Source organism: Pseudomonas sp. HMWF021, assembly GCF_003061005.1.
Classification (GTDB): Bacteria; Pseudomonadota; Gammaproteobacteria; order Pseudomonadales; family Pseudomonadaceae; genus Aquipseudomonas.
The window spans coordinates 175,201-189,850 of sequence record NZ_QAIK01000027.1; the positions used below are offsets into that span (position 1 = coordinate 175,201).

The 14,650-nt window shown below is 59.7% G+C and carries 13 protein-coding genes and 1 pseudogene; 7 read left to right on the forward strand and 7 right to left on the reverse strand.

The genetic code is table 11. The features are described from left to right. Positions 1–346 precede the first annotated feature (346 nt). Positions 347–1,555 (forward strand): sodium/glutamate symporter, encoded by a 1,209-nt coding sequence (gene gltS, locus DBR18_RS02870; protein ID WP_108589175.1) that lies wholly within the window; start codon positions 347–349, stop codon positions 1,553–1,555. Positions 1,556–1,635: 80 nt separating this feature from the next. Here gltS and DBR18_RS02875 read toward each other — a convergent pair whose 3' ends face one another. Then, the gene (locus DBR18_RS02875) at positions 1,636–2,415 is read right to left on the reverse strand and encodes an exodeoxyribonuclease III (protein ID WP_003229491.1); all 780 of its coding nucleotides are present in this window, start codon (positions 2,413–2,415) and stop codon (positions 1,636–1,638) included. 82 nt (positions 2,416–2,497) lie between these two features. On the opposite strand from DBR18_RS02875, the gene pyrE reads away from it, so the two are divergent. Next, entirely contained in the window at positions 2,498–3,142 is a 645-nt protein-coding gene (pyrE, locus tag DBR18_RS02880) for an orotate phosphoribosyltransferase (protein ID WP_042608114.1), read from the forward strand. 165 nt (positions 3,143–3,307) lie between these two features. Here pyrE and argB read toward each other — a convergent pair whose 3' ends face one another. The 4 genes and pseudogenes from argB to coaBC all read right to left on the reverse strand — a co-directional run bounded on the left by argB (position 3,308) and on the right by coaBC (position 7,601). Next, positions 3,308–4,213, reverse strand: coding sequence for an acetylglutamate kinase (gene argB / locus DBR18_RS02885; protein ID WP_003229488.1), 906 nt, complete (start codon positions 4,211–4,213; stop codon positions 3,308–3,310). 17 nt (positions 4,214–4,230) lie between these two features. Next, a pseudogene (locus tag DBR18_RS02890) lies at positions 4,231–5,607 on the reverse strand (phosphomannomutase/phosphoglucomutase); the annotation flags it as partial. Between the two features lie 324 nt (positions 5,608–5,931). Continuing rightward, complete coding sequence (dut, locus tag DBR18_RS02900) at positions 5,932–6,387, reverse strand: dUTP diphosphatase (protein ID WP_003229483.1); 456 nt, start codon at positions 6,385–6,387, stop codon at positions 5,932–5,934. 5 nt (positions 6,388–6,392) lie between these two features. Next, positions 6,393–7,601 (reverse strand): bifunctional phosphopantothenoylcysteine decarboxylase/phosphopantothenate--cysteine ligase CoaBC, encoded by a 1,209-nt coding sequence (gene coaBC, locus DBR18_RS02905; protein ID WP_003229480.1) that lies wholly within the window; start codon positions 7,599–7,601, stop codon positions 6,393–6,395. Positions 7,602–7,737: 136 nt separating this feature from the next. Between coaBC and radC the strand changes: the two genes are divergently transcribed. Further along, positions 7,738–8,412: a DNA repair protein RadC gene (radC, locus tag DBR18_RS02910; protein ID WP_108589178.1), complete on the forward strand. Its 675-nt coding sequence runs from the start codon at positions 7,738–7,740 to the stop codon at positions 8,410–8,412. Between the two features lie 104 nt (positions 8,413–8,516). Here radC and DBR18_RS02915 read toward each other — a convergent pair whose 3' ends face one another. Next, positions 8,517–10,103, reverse strand: coding sequence for an ABC transporter substrate-binding protein (locus DBR18_RS02915; protein WP_108589179.1), 1,587 nt, complete (start codon positions 10,101–10,103; stop codon positions 8,517–8,519). A 445-nt stretch (positions 10,104–10,548) separates the two neighbouring features. Between DBR18_RS02915 and rpmB the strand changes: the two genes are divergently transcribed. Together rpmB and rpmG are read left to right on the forward strand one after the other, a co-directional pair. Then, on the forward strand, positions 10,549–10,782 hold the full coding sequence (gene rpmB, locus DBR18_RS02920; RefSeq protein WP_003229474.1) for a 50S ribosomal protein L28: 234 nt from the start codon (positions 10,549–10,551) through the stop codon (positions 10,780–10,782). Positions 10,783–10,793: 11 nt separating this feature from the next. After that, the gene (rpmG, locus tag DBR18_RS02925; protein WP_003177274.1) at positions 10,794–10,949 is read left to right on the forward strand and encodes a 50S ribosomal protein L33; all 156 of its coding nucleotides are present in this window, start codon (positions 10,794–10,796) and stop codon (positions 10,947–10,949) included. Between the two features lie 184 nt (positions 10,950–11,133). Here the strand turns inward: rpmG and DBR18_RS02930 are convergent, their stop codons facing one another. Next, positions 11,134–11,496: a cupin domain-containing protein gene (locus tag DBR18_RS02930; RefSeq protein ID WP_108589180.1), complete on the reverse strand. Its 363-nt coding sequence runs from the start codon at positions 11,494–11,496 to the stop codon at positions 11,134–11,136. Between the two features lie 234 nt (positions 11,497–11,730). Between DBR18_RS02930 and DBR18_RS02935 the strand changes: the two genes are divergently transcribed. Together DBR18_RS02935 and DBR18_RS02945 are read left to right on the forward strand one after the other, a co-directional pair. Continuing rightward, on the forward strand, positions 11,731–13,224 hold the full coding sequence (locus tag DBR18_RS02935) for an aldehyde dehydrogenase (protein ID WP_108589181.1): 1,494 nt from the start codon (positions 11,731–11,733) through the stop codon (positions 13,222–13,224). 187 nt (positions 13,225–13,411) lie between these two features. Beyond that, positions 13,412–14,554, forward strand: a complete 1,143-nt coding sequence (locus tag DBR18_RS02945; protein WP_108589182.1) for an MFS transporter — start codon at positions 13,412–13,414, stop codon at positions 14,552–14,554. Positions 14,555–14,650 lie beyond the last annotated feature (96 nt).

The following is a 14,650-nucleotide window of genomic DNA, read 5'->3' on the forward strand; positions in this document are numbered from 1 at the left end:
TAATGCCCTGACTTATCAGGGCATTTTTATTGCAATTCGATTAATTACTTTCGCTTGTAGGAATAGTTCTATTCGAGATGAACGGTAGTCATTGTCCTTATATGTTTTGAGTGCTTACACCTTTAGTCACAACTCCAAGCGTCTCAGCGCTGTCTCCGTCCTTGGCAACGGGGGGCGGTGGTTGTTAAGGTCTTCCCCGCGAAATTTCGCTCAGAAGTATCTCAATATATTCAAGCCATCGAAGGCGTTGAATTTCAGATCAATCAGTGTTGAGACAATCAGCCGATTCATTAGGCGTGTCCAGGTAAAAAGTTCGCCTCTGAATATATAGCCAAGAATAATCCCGATGATTCAACTCGATTTTTACGGAACACTTGTTGCCGCTTCTCTGGTGCTGTTACTGGGGCGCGGGCTTGTTGCCCGTGTTGGCGTTCTGCGAAATTACAATATCCCCGAACCCGTCGCCGGTGGTCTGGTAGTGGCCCTGGTGTTATTGGGTTTGCGGATTTTCGATATGGAAATTCGCTTCGACACATCACTGCAAACACCTTTGATGTTGGCATTCTTTGCCACCATCGGTTTGAGCGCAGACTTCGCCAGCCTGAGGAAGGGCGGTCGCATCGTGGGCATATTTCTGCTGGCGGTTGCGGGGCTTCTGGTGGTTCAGAATGCTTTGGGCATCGGCCTCGCCACAATACTGGGCATTGATCCGTTGATGGGGTTGCTCACGGGCTCGATTACGTTGGCGGGTGGGCATGGCACTGGCGCCGCATGGGGCTCGGTTTTCAGTGAAAAATATGGTCTCGCTTCTGCTTCCGAACTCGCGCTCGCTTCGGCGACCTTTGGGCTGGTATTGGGTGGCTTGATTGGCGGTCCGGTGGCTCGGCTGCTGATCACGCGGGTTCAAGTGCCGGGCAGCAGTCCTCAGGAAACCCCACAATTGCCAAAGGGGTTCGAGCAACCGAACAAAGAGCGCTCGATTACGCCGTTTTCGTTTATCGAAACACTGGCGCTGATTGCCGTGAGCTTGTTGGCCGGCAATCTCCTGAATGGCCTGTTGCACGCAACCGTATTCGAATTGCCGACGTTTGTATGCGTTTTGTTCGTGGGTGTGATTCTGCGAAACGGGCTGTCTGCGCTGGGTCTGTATCAGGTCTTTGAGCGTGAAGTCTCAGTACTGGGAAATGTCAGCCTGTCGCTTTTTCTGGCGATTGCCCTGATGTCGCTCAAGCTGTGGGACCTGGCAGCTCTGGCATTACCGATCTTCATCATTCTGTCGGCGCAGACCCTGCTCATGGCGTTGTTCGCGATTTTCGTGACGTTCCGCATCATGGGCCGCAATTACGACGCGGCGGTATTGGCAGCGGGGCATTGCGGTTTTGGTCTGGGCGCGACGCCGACGGCCATCGCCAACATGCAGGCGGTGACCCAGCGTTTCGGGCCTTCGCAGATTGCGTTTCTGGTTGTGCCGATGGTCGGTGCTTTCTTCATCGACATCATCAACGTCATCGTGATCAAGCTTTACCTGACCTTGCCGTTCTTTGCCGCTGTCTGAGGTTTGGGCTGCTTCAGCCCGAGCCATAAAAAATGCCCGTATCTCGCGATACGGGCATTTTTCTAACTGCGAATCGACGCTTAGATGGTCAGCGTCCAGTCGTAGTCCACGATCAGCGGCGCGTGCTGCGAGAACCGTGGCTGACGCGGCAGGCGTGCGCTGCGTACGAAGCGGCGCAGACCCGGGGTCAGCAACTGGTAGTCGAAGCGCCAGCCCAGATTGAGCATCTCGGCCTGTTCGTTGTCCGGCCACCAGCTGTACTGGTCGCCTTCGCGGCTGACTTCGCGCAGGGCATCGACATAGCCCATGTTGCCGACAATCTCGTCCATCCAGGCGCGTTCTGGCGCCAGGAAGCCCGGGGATTGCTGGCTGTCGCGCCAGTTCTTGATGTCGAGCTTCTGCTGCGCCACGTACAGCGAGCCACAATAAATGTACTCGCGACGTTTGCGCCGCTGCTTGTCCAGGTACTTGCCGAAGTCGTCCATGAGCTTGAACTTCTGGTTCAAGTCCTCATCGCCGTTCATCCCCGAAGGAAGCAGCAAGGTGGCAATACTGACTTTGTCGAAATCTGCTTGCAGGTAGCGCCCGTAGCGGTCGGCCGTCTCGAAACCGAGACCGCTGATGACAGCCTTCGGTTGCAACCGCGAATACAAAGCCACGCCACCTTGGGCAGGGACTTCAGCATCGCAGGCATAAAGGAAGTAGCCATCCAGTTGGAAGGCTGGGTCATCCAGTTCAAAGGCGGAGGCACGGGTGTCCTGCAGGCAGATGACGTCGGCATTCTGTGCTTGCAGCCAACTGAGCAAACCACGCTCGACTGCAGCCTGAATACCATTGACGTTCACACTGATGATCCGCATAAATGGCCCCAAAAATCGCGTGCGTGTATGATACACGGCGTCAAGCTAATTAGCTAAATCCGTGGTATTTGGGGTTTTTTTCATGCAAGCGTATCAGCGCGATTTCATTCGTTTTGCCATCGATCGCGGCGTTTTGCGCTTCGGTGAGTTCACCCTGAAGTCCGGGCGCACCAGTCCTTACTTCTTCAATGCCGGCCTGTTCAACTCGGGTTCGGCCCTGGCCCAGTTGGGGCGTTTCTACGCGGCAGCCATTGCTGAAAGCGGCATTCCCTTCGACGTGTTGTTCGGCCCGGCCTATAAAGGCATCCCGCTGGCAGCCACCACCGCTGTCGCGCTGGCCGAGCATCACGACCGTGACCTGCCATGGTGCTTCAATCGCAAGGAAGCCAAGGCCCACGGCGAAGGCGGCAGCCTGGTCGGCGCGCCGTTGACCGGTGAAGTGCTGATCATCGACGACGTGATCACCGCTGGCACCGCGATCCGCGAAGTGATGCAGATCATTGCCTCGCAGGACGGCGCCAAGGCCGCCGGCGTGCTGATCGCCCTGAACCGTCAGGAGCGTGGCAACGGCGAGTTGTCGGCGATCCAGGAAGTCGAGCGTGATTTCGGTATCCCGGTGATCAGCATCGTGTCGCTGAACCAGGTGCTGGAATTCCTCGCCGACGACCCGCAGCTCAAGCAGCATCTGCCAGCCGTGGAAGCGTACCGCGCCCAGTTCGGCGTCTGACGCGCTGCCCTTGTAGGAGCTGCCGAAGGCTGCGATCTTTTGATCTTGTTTTTTGAAAGCAAAACATCAAAAGATCGCAGCCTGCGGCAGCTCCTGCAGGGATTGCAGGCAAAAAAAGACCCCGCTCAGCCAGGCTGAGCGGGGTCTTTTTGTTTGCGCGACGTCTTACGGACGCTTGCGATTGCTGATCAGCGTGCCCACACCGGTGTCGGTGAAGATTTCCAGCAGGATTGCGTTCGGTACGCGACCGTCGATGATCAGCGAGCTGCCGACACCACCCTGAACCGCTTCCAGAGCGCAGCGGATCTTCGGCAGCATGCCGCCGTAGATGGTGCCGTCGGCGATCAGGTCGTCGACCTGCTGGGTGCTCAGGCCGGTCAGCACGGTGCCCGACTTGTCCATCAGGCCGGCGATGTTGGTCAGCAGCATCAGCTTCTCGGCTTTCAGCGCCTCGGCAACCTTGCCAGCCACCAGGTCAGCGTTGATGTTGTACGACTCACCGTTTTCACCCACGCCGATCGGCGCGATCACCGGGATGAAATTGCCTTTGACCAGCAGGTTCAGCAGCTCGGTGTTGATCCCGACCACTTCACCGACCTGACCGATGTCGATGATTTCCGGCTGGGTCATCTCCGGGGTCTGGCGGGTGACGGTCAGTTTCTTCGCACGAATCAGCCCGGCGTCTTTACCGGTCAGGCCGATGGCGCTGCCGCCGTGACGGTTGATCAGGTTGACGATGCTTTTGTTGACCTGACCGCCGAGGACCATTTCCACCACGTCCATGGTCGCGGCATCGGTGACGCGCATGCCGTCGACGAAGTGGCTTTCGATCGACAGGCGCTTGAGCAGATCACCGATCTGCGGGCCGCCGCCGTGAACCACCACCGGGTTGATGCCCACGGCTTTCATCAAAACGATGTCGCGGGCGAAGCCGGTTTTCAGCTCCTCGCTTTCCATCGCGTTGCCGCCGTATTTGATCACCAGAGTCTTGCCGACATAACGTCGGATGTAAGGCAACGCTTCGGACAGGACCTGGGCGGTGTGGGCGGCGGCTTCGCGTTCGAGGGTCATTCAGGGCTCCGGGTGAATCAGAACGGTAGTTGGAGATCAGGTGCAACGCGTTTCAGTTGGGCGTGGAACACAGCCTTGATACGCGCAAGTTCTGCCTCGTCATCGGCCTCGAAACGCAGCACCAGCACCGGTGTGGTGTTGGAGGCGCGCACCAGGCCCCAGCCTTTGGCGTAATCGACTCGCACGCCGTCGATGGTGGTCAGGTCGGCGCCTGGGCCCCACTGTGCGTCGTGCAGTGCATCAATGATGCTGAATTTGCTCTCTTCGGTCACATGGATATTGATTTCCGGCGTAGAAATATCGTTCGGGAAGGTCGCAAACAGCTCTTCGGCGGTGGATTTTTCCTTGCTGAGGATCTCCAGCAGCCGTGCGGCGCTGTAGATACCGTCGTCGAAACCGAACCAGCGCTCCTTGAAGAAAATGTGCCCGCTCATCTCACCGGCCAATAGAGCACCGGATTGTTTCATTTTCTTTTTGATCAACGAATGGCCAGTCTTCCACATTAGCGGACGACCACCGTATTCCTTGATCAGCGGCACCAGGCGGCGGGTGCATTTGACGTCGAAGATGATTTCCGCGTCCGGGTTGCGCGCCACCACGTCGCGGGCAAACAGCATCAGCAGACGGTCGGGGTAGACGATGCTGCCAGTGTTGGTCACCACGCCGACACGATCGCCATCACCGTCGAAGGCCAGGCCGATGTCGGCGTTGGTTTCCTTGACCTTGGCGATCAGGTCGACGAGGTTCTCGGGTTTGCCCGGATCCGGGTGATGGTTGGGGAAGTTGCCGTCGACTTCGCAGAACAGCGGAATGACTTCGCAGTTCAGCGCTTCGATCAGTTGCGGGGCGATCACGCCGGCCGCGCCGTTCCCGCAGTCGACCACGACTTTCATGCGACGGGCCAGTTTGACGTCCCGGACGATTTCGGTGGTGTAGCGGTCGAGGATTTCGACCTGGGTCACGCTGCCCTGACCGCTGGTCAGGTCGTTGGTCTTGATGCGCTCGTGCAGCACCTGAATCTGCTCGTTGGCGAGGGTGTCGCCAGCGATCACGATCTTGAAGCCGTTGTAGTTCGACGGGTTGTGGCTACCGGTGAGCATTACCCCCGACTTGCCGGCCAATACGTTGGCCGCGTAATACAGCGCTGGGGTCGGCACCAGACCAACGTCGCTGACGTGGCAGCCGCTCTCGGCAATACCGCGAATCAGTTCTGCAACCAGCTCCGGGCCGGACAGGCGACCGTCACGACCGACGGAGACGTTGGGTTCACCCTGGGCCAGGCTCTGCGAGCCGATGGCGCGGCCGATCCAGTAGGCGGTTTCGGCATTGAGGAATTCCGGCACGGTGCCGCGAATGTCATAGGCGCGGAAGATGCTGTCGGGAAGCTTCGGGGCGATCTTGGCTGGGGTGCTCATCTGCACAAATGCTCCATCTCGAAAAGGGCGGGACAGACCGACGATTCACTCGACGGCAGGCTCAAACTGAAGGGTATGACGGCGTTTTCCACAGAGAGTTCGTGGTGTGAAAGGGCCATGACGCCTTGTCTGGCGTGGCTTGCATCTGCCAAAACCTTGATTTTCGGCGCTAAAACCTGCTGCACAAATTGCACAAATATCCCCTGTAGGAGCTGCCGCGGGCTGCGATCTTTTGATCTTGCTCTTGAAAAACAAAAGTCAAAAGATCGCAGCCTTCGGCAGCTCCTACCGGAGGGCATCCGGTTATTTGGTGCCGGTATGGCCGAAACCGCCCGCGCCGCGCTCGGTTTCGACGAACTCTTCCACCATTTCGAAGTGCGCCTGCACCACCGGCACCAGTACCAACTGCGCCAGACGCTCGCCGACGGTCATGGTGAAGTCGCTCTGGCCACGGTTCCAGCACGACACCATCAGCGGGCCTTGGTAATCCGAGTCGATCAGGCCGACGAGGTTGCCCAGCACGATGCCGTGCTTGTGGCCCATGCCCGAGCGCGGCAGGATCAGTGCGGCGAGGTTGGGGTCGCCGATGTAGACCGAAAGACCGGTAGGGATCAGCACGGTTTCACCCGGCTTGATCACGATGTCCTGTTCCAGCATGGCGCGCAGGTCGAGGCCGGCGGAGCCCGGGGTGGCGTATTGCGGCAGCGGGAATTCAGTACCGATGCGTGGGTCGAGGATTTTGGCTTGCAAAGCGTGCATGTAAATTAAACCTGGTTCAGACGTTCGGCGATAAAAGTGACCAGTTGGCGAGCGATCTTGCTCTTGCTGGTCTGGGCGAAAACGGTGGCGTGAAGTTCACGGTCGATCACGCTGCAGGCGTTCTCTTCGCTGTTGAAACCGATGCTCGGGTTGGCCACGTCGTTGGCGACGATCAGATCGAGATTCTTGTCTTTCAGCTTGCGTGCAGCGTAGTCGAGCAGGTGTTCGGTCTCGGCGGCGAAGCCGACACTGAACGGGCGGTCGGGGCGGGTCGCGATGGTGGCCAGGATGTCCGGGTTACGCACCATTTGCAGGACGAAGCCGTCGCCGCTTGTAGGGTCTTTCTTGAGTTTTTGTGGGGCAACGACTTCCGGCCGGTAGTCCGCCACCGCAGCCGAGGCGATGAACACATCGCACGGGATGGCCGACTCACAGGCCGCGAGCATGTCGCGGGCACTGACCACATCGATACGCGTGACGCGATCCGGGGTCGGCAGGTGCACCGGGCCGCTGATCAGGGTCACGCGGGCGCCGGCTTCCACCGCGGCTTCAGCGAGGGCAAAGCCCATTTTTCCGGAGCTGTGGTTGGTGATGTAGCGCACCGGGTCGATGTTTTCCTGGGTCGGGCCGGCGGTGATCACCACGTGCTTGCCGGTCAGTGCCTGACGCTGGAAGCAATCCGCCGCGCACTGCGCCAGATCGGTGGCTTCCATCATCCGGCCCATGCCGACGTCGCCACAGGCCTGGCTGCCGGAGGCCGGGCCGAAGGTCTTCAGGCCACGGCTTTCGAGGAGTTGCAGGTTGGCCTGGGTTGCCGGATCGCGCCACATCGCCTGATTCATGGCCGGCGCGACAGCCACCACGGCGTCGGTGGCAAGAACCAAAGTGGTCAGCAAATCGTTGGCGATGCCTTGGGCCAAGCGGGCGATCAGGTCGGCGGTGGCCGGGGCGATCAATACCAGATCGGCCCACTTCGCCAGCTCGATGTGGCCCATGGCCGCTTCGGCGGCCGGGTCGAGCAAGTCTAGGTGAACCGGGTGCCCGGACAGGGCCTGCATGGTCAGCGGGGTGATGAACTCGGCGCCGCCATGGGTCATGACCACGCGCACTTCGGCGCCCTGGTCGATCAGGCGACGAACCAGATCGGCGCTCTTGTAGGCCGCAATGCCGCCGCCGACGCCCAGAACGATGCGTTTCCGATACAGCCGCTGCATAGGTCTGCCTTTACATTTCGTGGGTGACATACGTGGCGAAACCCCCTCCCCAGGGTGAATTCGCCCGCAAAAAAGATGGGCTACGATATCACAGCGACCGCTACGGAACAGCGGCGCCCACAGACAAGGAAGGTGTATGAGTATTCGCAATTGGCCTGCGGCGGAGCGGCCGCGGGAGAAGCTGCTTGAACAGGGATCGGGAAGCCTTTCCGATGCTGAATTGCTGGCGATCTTTCTTCGAACCGGGGTCACGGGAAAAAGCGCGGTGGATCTGGCGCGCCACCTGTTGACGCAATTCGGCAGCCTGCGCGCGTTGCTGGAGGCCGATCTTGCGGCGTTCAGCGGACAGTTGGGATTGGGGCCTGCGAAATTCGCGCAGCTGCAGGCGGTGCTGGAAATGGGGCGGCGACATCTGGCCGAGCGCATGCGTAAAAAACCGGCGCTGGAGAATCCGCAGGCAGTTCGGGACTATCTGAAATCCATGCTGCGCCATGAGCCACACGAGGTGTTCGGCTGCCTGTTTCTCGACTCCAAGCATCAAGTGCTGACGTTCGAGGCGCTGTTTCGCGGCTCGATCGACAACACCAGCGTGCATCCTCGGGAAGTGGTGAAACGCGCATTGGCCAACAACGCGGCGGCGGTGATTCTTTGTCACAACCACCCGTCGGGGAACAGCGATCCGAGCCAGGCGGATCGACAACTGACCAAGCGCTTGCAGAAGGCTCTGGATCTGATTGATGTGCGAGTCCTGGATCACTTCATCATTGGCGACGGCGAGCCGCTGTCGATGGCGGAGTGTGGCTGGATGTAGCCGTCTACCCCCTGTAGGAGCTGCCGAAGGCTGCGATCTTTTGATTTTGTTTTCAGATCAAAAGATCGCAGCCTTCAGCAGCTCCTACAGGGGGCTATGTCAGGTTATTTCAGGTTGACCTTCGAGTAGTCCTGGCGGCCAAACGGGCTGACGGAATAACCCTGCACATCCTTGCGCGTCAGCGCATAGGCGGTCGGGTGCGCCAGCGGCAACCACAGCGCCTGCTGCTGAATCTGCGCCTGCGCCTGTTCGTACAGTTTGGTGCGCACGCCTTGCTCGCTGGTCGTCTTGCCGGCGCTGATCAGCTTGTCCAGATCGGCATTGCAGTAGCGGGCGAAGTTGGTGCCGGACTTGACCGCCGCGCAGGAAAACTGCGGCGTGAGGAAGTTGTCCGGGTCGCCGTTGTCGCCGGCCCAGCCCATGAACAGCAGGTCATGCTCGCCAGCCTTGGCGCGGCGGATCAGTTCGCCCCACTCGATCACGCGGATTTCCGCCTGAATGCCGATTTCCGCCAGGTCCGATTGCAGCAACTGCGCGCCAAGACTCGGGTTCGGGTTGAGCAGGCTGCCGGACGGGCGGGTCCAGATGGTGGTCTGGAAGCCGTCCTTGAATCCGGCCTTGGCCAGCAGCGCCTTGGCTTTGGCCACGTCGTGCTGGTAGCCCGGCAGGTTCTTCGCGTAGCTCCAGGTGTTCGGCGGGTAAGGGCCGTTGGCCGGTTCCGCGGTGTCTTCGAACACGGCTTTGACATAGTTGGCCTTGTCGAAAGCCAGGTTGATCGCCTGGCGCACTTCCGGCTTGTCCAGCGGTGGGTGCTGGCTGTTGATGCCGACGAAAGCGGTCATGAACGCGTCAGTCTTTTCCACTTTCAGCGTCGGCTCTTCCTGCGCAGCCTTCACGTCCAGCGGTTTCGGCGACAGGGCGATCTGGCATTCGTTGCGCCGCAACTTTTGCAGGCGCACGTTGGCGTCCGGGGTGATGGCGAAGATCAGTGGGTCGACCGCAGGCTTGCCACCGAAGTAATCCGGGTTGGCCCTGTAGCGCACCGAGGCGTCTTTCTGAAATCGCGTGAACACGAACGGGCCAGTGCCGATCGGCTGGCTGTTGAGCTTGTCGGTGGCATCGGCCTTGAGCAGCTTGTCGGCGTATTCGGCGGAATAGATGGAGGCGAAACCCATGCTCAGGGTCGCGAGGAACGTCGAGTCCGGGTGGTCGAGGGTAAAGCGCACGGTCAGCGGGTCGAGTGCGTCGATTTTCTTGATCAGCGCCGGCAACTGCATGGATTGGGCATGCGGGAAGCCGCTTTGTGCCACTTTGTGCCATGGGTTGGCCGGGTCCAGCATGCGGTCGAAGCTGAATTTGACGTCTTCAGCGGTCAGGGTGCGGGTCGGTTTGAAATAGTCAGTGCTGTGAAACTTCACTTGCGGGTGCAGTTTGAACACGTAACTCAGGCCGTCGGGGCTGACTTCCCAGCTTTCGGCCAGGCTCGGCACGACTTTGCCGCTGGCGGTGTCGAAGTCGACCAGGCGGTTCATCAGCACGTCGGCCGAAGCGTTGGTGGTGGTCAGCGAGTTGTATTGCACCACGTCGAACCCTTCGGGGCTGGCCTCGGTGCAGACGCTCAGGGCGGCGGCCTGGGCCAGGGGGCTCAGCAGAAGCGGGGCGAGTAACAGGGGTAGGGCAGCGAGGCGCATGGTCGGCTTCCTTTACAGATCGAAGGCCATCTGCAGGTGCAGTCTGGAAAAGGGTTACCCTAGAGGGCTGGATTGCAAATGACTATCCCCTTTTTGTATTTTCGGGGCAGGTCAGTGGCGTTTTTCTGACCGCGACGCGGGGCGAAAAGTCAGAAACGTCTGTAAGGGCGGTTTTCTGCGACGAGTGGTCAAAACTCGCCTCAGCCTTTATCCAAAGCGTCCGCAGGCGGAAAATGCGCCTTTTTGCCGGTTGATTGCACATCCATTGTTGTTGCACCCCGGTCTTTCTGGTATAAAGCAGCGCTCTTTTCTAGGGGCCCGGTTCCTTCACTGTAGGTGTAGCCGGTAAGACCTCTAAAGAAACGCGGCGCCTGGCGCCAAATGACTGAGAGATTAAGCGGCCAACCCATGCCGGGTTGGGCATGTGGTTTTAGAGGGCTGAGGCATGTCGAGAGTATGTCAAGTTACCGGTAAGGGTCCGGTAACCGGGAATAACATTTCCCACGCAAACAACAAAACCCGTCGTCGTTTCCTGCCGAACCTGCAGCATCACCGCTTCTGGGTTGAAGAAGAGAAACGTTTTGTGCGTCTGCGCGTATCTGCCAAAGGCATGCGCATCATCGACAAGCGTGGCATCAGTGTCGTGCTCGCCGAACTTCGCCGCGATGGCAAGATTTAAGGGAGCTAATCATGCGTGAATTGATTCGTTTGATCTCGAGCGCCGGTACTGGTCACTTCTACACTACCGACAAGAACAAGCGTACTACTCCGGACAAAATCGAGATCAAGAAATATGATCCGGTTGTTCGCAAGCACGTGATCTACAAGGAAGGCAAAATCAAGTAATTGATTTTTCCCGACTTACGAAAAAGGCCCGTATCTCACGATACGGGCCTTTTTTGTTGTCTCGGATTTTGCCTGTTGCCTATGTAGGAGCTGCCGAAGGCTGCGATCTTTTGATCTTAAAAGGTCAAGATCAAAAGATCGCAGCCTTCGGCAGCTCCTACAGGGGGCTACGCAGGCATTTTGATCAGGCCTTCTGTTCAAAGACCACATAGATCTTGCGGCAAGCCTCCAGCACTTCCCAAGTGCCACGAAAGCCGGCCGGAATCACAAAGCGGTCGCCTACGCGCAAGGTCTTGGCATTGCCATCGCTGTCGCGCAGCACCGAAACCCCCTGCAGGATTTCGCAGTATTCATGTTCGGTGTAGTTCACCGTCCACTGCCCGACCGCACCTTCCCACACGCCGACGCCCATTTGCCCGCAAGGGCTTTCGTACTGATGGAACACGGCCTGTTCAGGGTCGCCCTTGAGCACTTTGGCCGGGTCCGGGCGATAGCGTTCGGCTTCGCTGCTGGTCAGGCTGATGTCGACGACGTTCTGGATGTTCATTGTTGTTTTCTCCCGTGATGACGGCGCGGTGGCTTGAAAGGGCCAAAGTCTATGTTTATTAAAATGAACACCGCAAGGCCGTATGGCGCGCTTATGTCAAATATATTGAAACAACCCCGGCCGCTGGTTTAGGGTGGCGGGTGCCTTGGGCCGAAAAGCAGGCTGGCCGGGCAGCATTCCTGAAGACGACCGCGAAGAACGCGGCGCTCTATTCAACAAGAGGAGGACACTCGAATGACCACCCTGACTCGTGCCGATTGGGAACAACGTGCTCGCGACCTGAAGATCGAAGGCCGCGCCTACCTCAACGGTGAATACACCGACGCCGTCTCCGGCGAGACTTTCGAGTGCATCAGCCCGGTCGATGGCCGTCTGCTGGGCAAGATCGCCAGCTGTGACGCCGCCGACGCCCAGCGCGCCGTGGAAAACGCCCGCGCCACCTTCAATTCCGGCGTCTGGTCGCGCCTGGCGCCGACCAAGCGCAAAGCCACCATGATCCGTTTCGCCGGCCTGCTCAAGCAGCACGCCGATGAGCTGGCGCTGCTCGAAACCCTCGACATGGGCAAGCCGATCAGCGATTCGCTGTACATCGACGTGCCGGGCGCAGCGCAGGCCCTGAGCTGGAGCGGTGAGGCGATCGACAAGATCTACGACGAAGTCGCCGCCACCCCGCACGATCAACTGGGTCTGGTGACCCGCGAGCCGGTGGGCGTGGTCGGCGCCATCGTGCCGTGGAACTTCCCGCTGATGATGGCCTGCTGGAAACTCGGCCCGGCGCTGTCCACCGGTAACTCGGTGATCCTCAAGCCGTCGGAAAAGTCCCCGCTGACCGCCATCCGCATCGCTGCGCTGGCCGTTGAGGCCGGCATTCCGAAAGGCGTGCTCAACGTGCTGCCGGGCTACGGCCACACCGTCGGCAAGGCGCTGGCGCTGCACAACGATGTCGACACGCTGGTGTTCACTGGTTCGACCAAGATCGCCAAGCAGTTGATGATCTACTCCGGCGAATCGAACATGAAACGCGTGTGGCTGGAGGCCGGTGGCAAGAGCCCGAACATCGTGTTTGCCGATGCGCCGGACCTGCAAGCCGCTGCCGAATCCGCTGCCAGTGCCATCGCCTTCAACCAGGGCGAGGTTTGCACCGCCGGTTCGCGTCTGCTGGTCGAGCGTTCGATCAAGGACAAATTCCTGCCGATGGTGATTGAGGCGCTGAAAACCTGGAAGCCGGGCAACCCGCTGGATCCGGCGACCAACGTCGGTGCGCTGGTCGATACCCAGCAGATGAACACCGTGCTGTCGTACATCGAATCCGGTCACAGCGACGGCGCCAAACTGGTGGCTGGCGGCAAGCGCATCCTCCAGGAAACCGGCGGCACCTACGTCGAGCCGACGATTTTCGACGGCGTGAGCAACGCGATGAAAATCGCCCAGGAAGAGATCTTCGGCCCGGTGCTGTCGGTCATCGCTTTCGATACCGCCGAAGAAGCGATCCAGATTGCCAACGACACGCCGTATGGTCTGGCGGCAGCCGTGTGGACCCAGGACATCTCCAAGGCACACCTGACTGCCAAAGCGCTGCGCGCTGGCAGCGTGTGGGTCAACCAGTATGACGGCGGCGACATGACCGCACCGTTCGGCGGCTTCAAGCAGTCGGGCAACGGTCGCGACAAGTCGCTGCACGCGTTCGACAAGTACACCGAGCTGAAGGCGACCTGGATCAAGCTGTAGGTCGTTAACGGGAGCCTGACGATTCCGGGCTCCCTGACGAAACAGAGATCCCCTGTGGGAGCGGGCTTGCTCGCGAAAGCGGTGTATCAGTCAGCACATCTGCTGAATGTGAAACCGTTTTCGCGAGCAAGCCCGCTCCCACAGTGGTTTTGTGGTGAACATAAAAATATCCACAGGAGCGTGGAACATGCGGTGGGCGACGTATTTCGCCGTGTTGGCGTCTGTCTTGAGTGTTGGCCTGGCCTTGGGGGTCAGTATGCCGCTGGTGTCGTTGCGCCTGGAGGGTTGGGGTTATGGCTCCTTCGCCATCGGCGTGATGGCAGCCATGCCGGCCATTGGCGTGCTGCTGGGGGCGAAGATTTCCAGTCATCTGGCGGCGCGTTTCGGCACGGCCAACCTGATGCGACTGTGTTTGTGGGCCGGCGCGTTGTCGATCGGCTTGCTGGCGCTGTTGCCGAGCTATCCGGTGTGGCTGGTGCTGCGCCTGATGATCGGGGTGATTCTGACCATTGTGTTTATCCTCGGCGAGAGCTGGATCAACCAACTGGTGGTCGAACACTGGCGCGGTCGTCTGGTGGCGCTGTATGGCAGCAGCTATGCACTGAGCCAACTGTCTGGTCCGTTACTATTGGGCGCGATCGGCACTGAGCACGATTACGGGTTCTGGGTCGGCGTCGGGCTGCTGACGGTCTCGCCATTGCTGTTGATGAGCCGCAGCGGGGCGCCGAGCAGTGAAGCCAGCAGCGTGACGTTCAGCGACCTGTGGGGTTTTGCCCGCGAGCTGCCGGCGATTGCCTGGGCGGTGTCACTGTTCGCGGCGTTCGAGGCAATGATCCTGACGCTGCTGCCGGTGTATTGCCTGCAACAGGGCTTCACCGCCGAGATCGCGCTGGCGATGGTCAGCACTGTGGTGGTCGGCGATGCGCTACTGCAACTGCCGATTGGTGCGCTGGCTGATTACCTGTCGCGACGCACGTTGTTCACCGGTTGCGCGGTGGTGTTGATGCTGTCGAGCCTGGCGATTCCAATGCTGATCGATACGCTGCTGATCTGGCCGTTGTGGGTGTTGTTCGGCGCCAGCGCGGGTGGCTTGTTCACTCTGTCGCTGATCCTGATCGGTGAGCGTTATCGCGACGATGCGCTGGTGCGGGCCAACGCGCACATTGCGCAGCTGTGGGGTGTCGGCTGTCTGATCGGGCCTTTGCTGGCGGGGGCGGGCAGCCAGTGGATCAGCGGGCATGCGTTGCCGTTGTTGATGGCGGCGGGAGCGTTCGGGCTGGTGATTCTGCTGATGCGCCAAGGTGCATTCGGGGCGGCGCAAACGGCTTAAGGTCAAAAGATCGCAGCCTGCGGTGTAGTGGTTCAGTTTTTTTAAACCACTCCGTAGGAGTATTAGGCCGCCTGCTGCTCAAATAGCGCAGGCGGC

Coding starts and splice junctions, on each gene's coding strand:
- gltS (WP_108589175.1), top strand. CDS start 347: ATGATTCAACTCGATTTTTACGGAACACTTGTTGCCGCTTCTCTGGTG.
- DBR18_RS02875 (WP_003229491.1), bottom strand. CDS start 2,415: ATGCGGATCATCAGTGTGAACGTCAATGGTATTCAGGCTGCAGTCGAG.
- pyrE (WP_042608114.1), top strand. CDS start 2,498: ATGCAAGCGTATCAGCGCGATTTCATTCGTTTTGCCATCGATCGCGGC.
- argB (WP_003229488.1), bottom strand. CDS start 4,213: ATGACCCTCGAACGCGAAGCCGCCGCCCACACCGCCCAGGTCCTGTCC.
- dut (WP_003229483.1), bottom strand. CDS start 6,387: ATGCACGCTTTGCAAGCCAAAATCCTCGACCCACGCATCGGTACTGAA.
- coaBC (WP_003229480.1), bottom strand. CDS start 7,601: ATGCAGCGGCTGTATCGGAAACGCATCGTTCTGGGCGTCGGCGGCGGC.
- radC (WP_108589178.1), top strand. CDS start 7,738: ATGAGTATTCGCAATTGGCCTGCGGCGGAGCGGCCGCGGGAGAAGCTG.
- DBR18_RS02915 (WP_108589179.1), bottom strand. CDS start 10,103: ATGCGCCTCGCTGCCCTACCCCTGTTACTCGCCCCGCTTCTGCTGAGC.
- rpmB (WP_003229474.1), top strand. CDS start 10,549: ATGTCGAGAGTATGTCAAGTTACCGGTAAGGGTCCGGTAACCGGGAAT.
- rpmG (WP_003177274.1), top strand. CDS start 10,794: ATGCGTGAATTGATTCGTTTGATCTCGAGCGCCGGTACTGGTCACTTC.
- DBR18_RS02930 (WP_108589180.1), bottom strand. CDS start 11,496: ATGAACATCCAGAACGTCGTCGACATCAGCCTGACCAGCAGCGAAGCC.
- DBR18_RS02935 (WP_108589181.1), top strand. CDS start 11,731: ATGACCACCCTGACTCGTGCCGATTGGGAACAACGTGCTCGCGACCTG.
- DBR18_RS02945 (WP_108589182.1), top strand. CDS start 13,412: ATGCGGTGGGCGACGTATTTCGCCGTGTTGGCGTCTGTCTTGAGTGTT.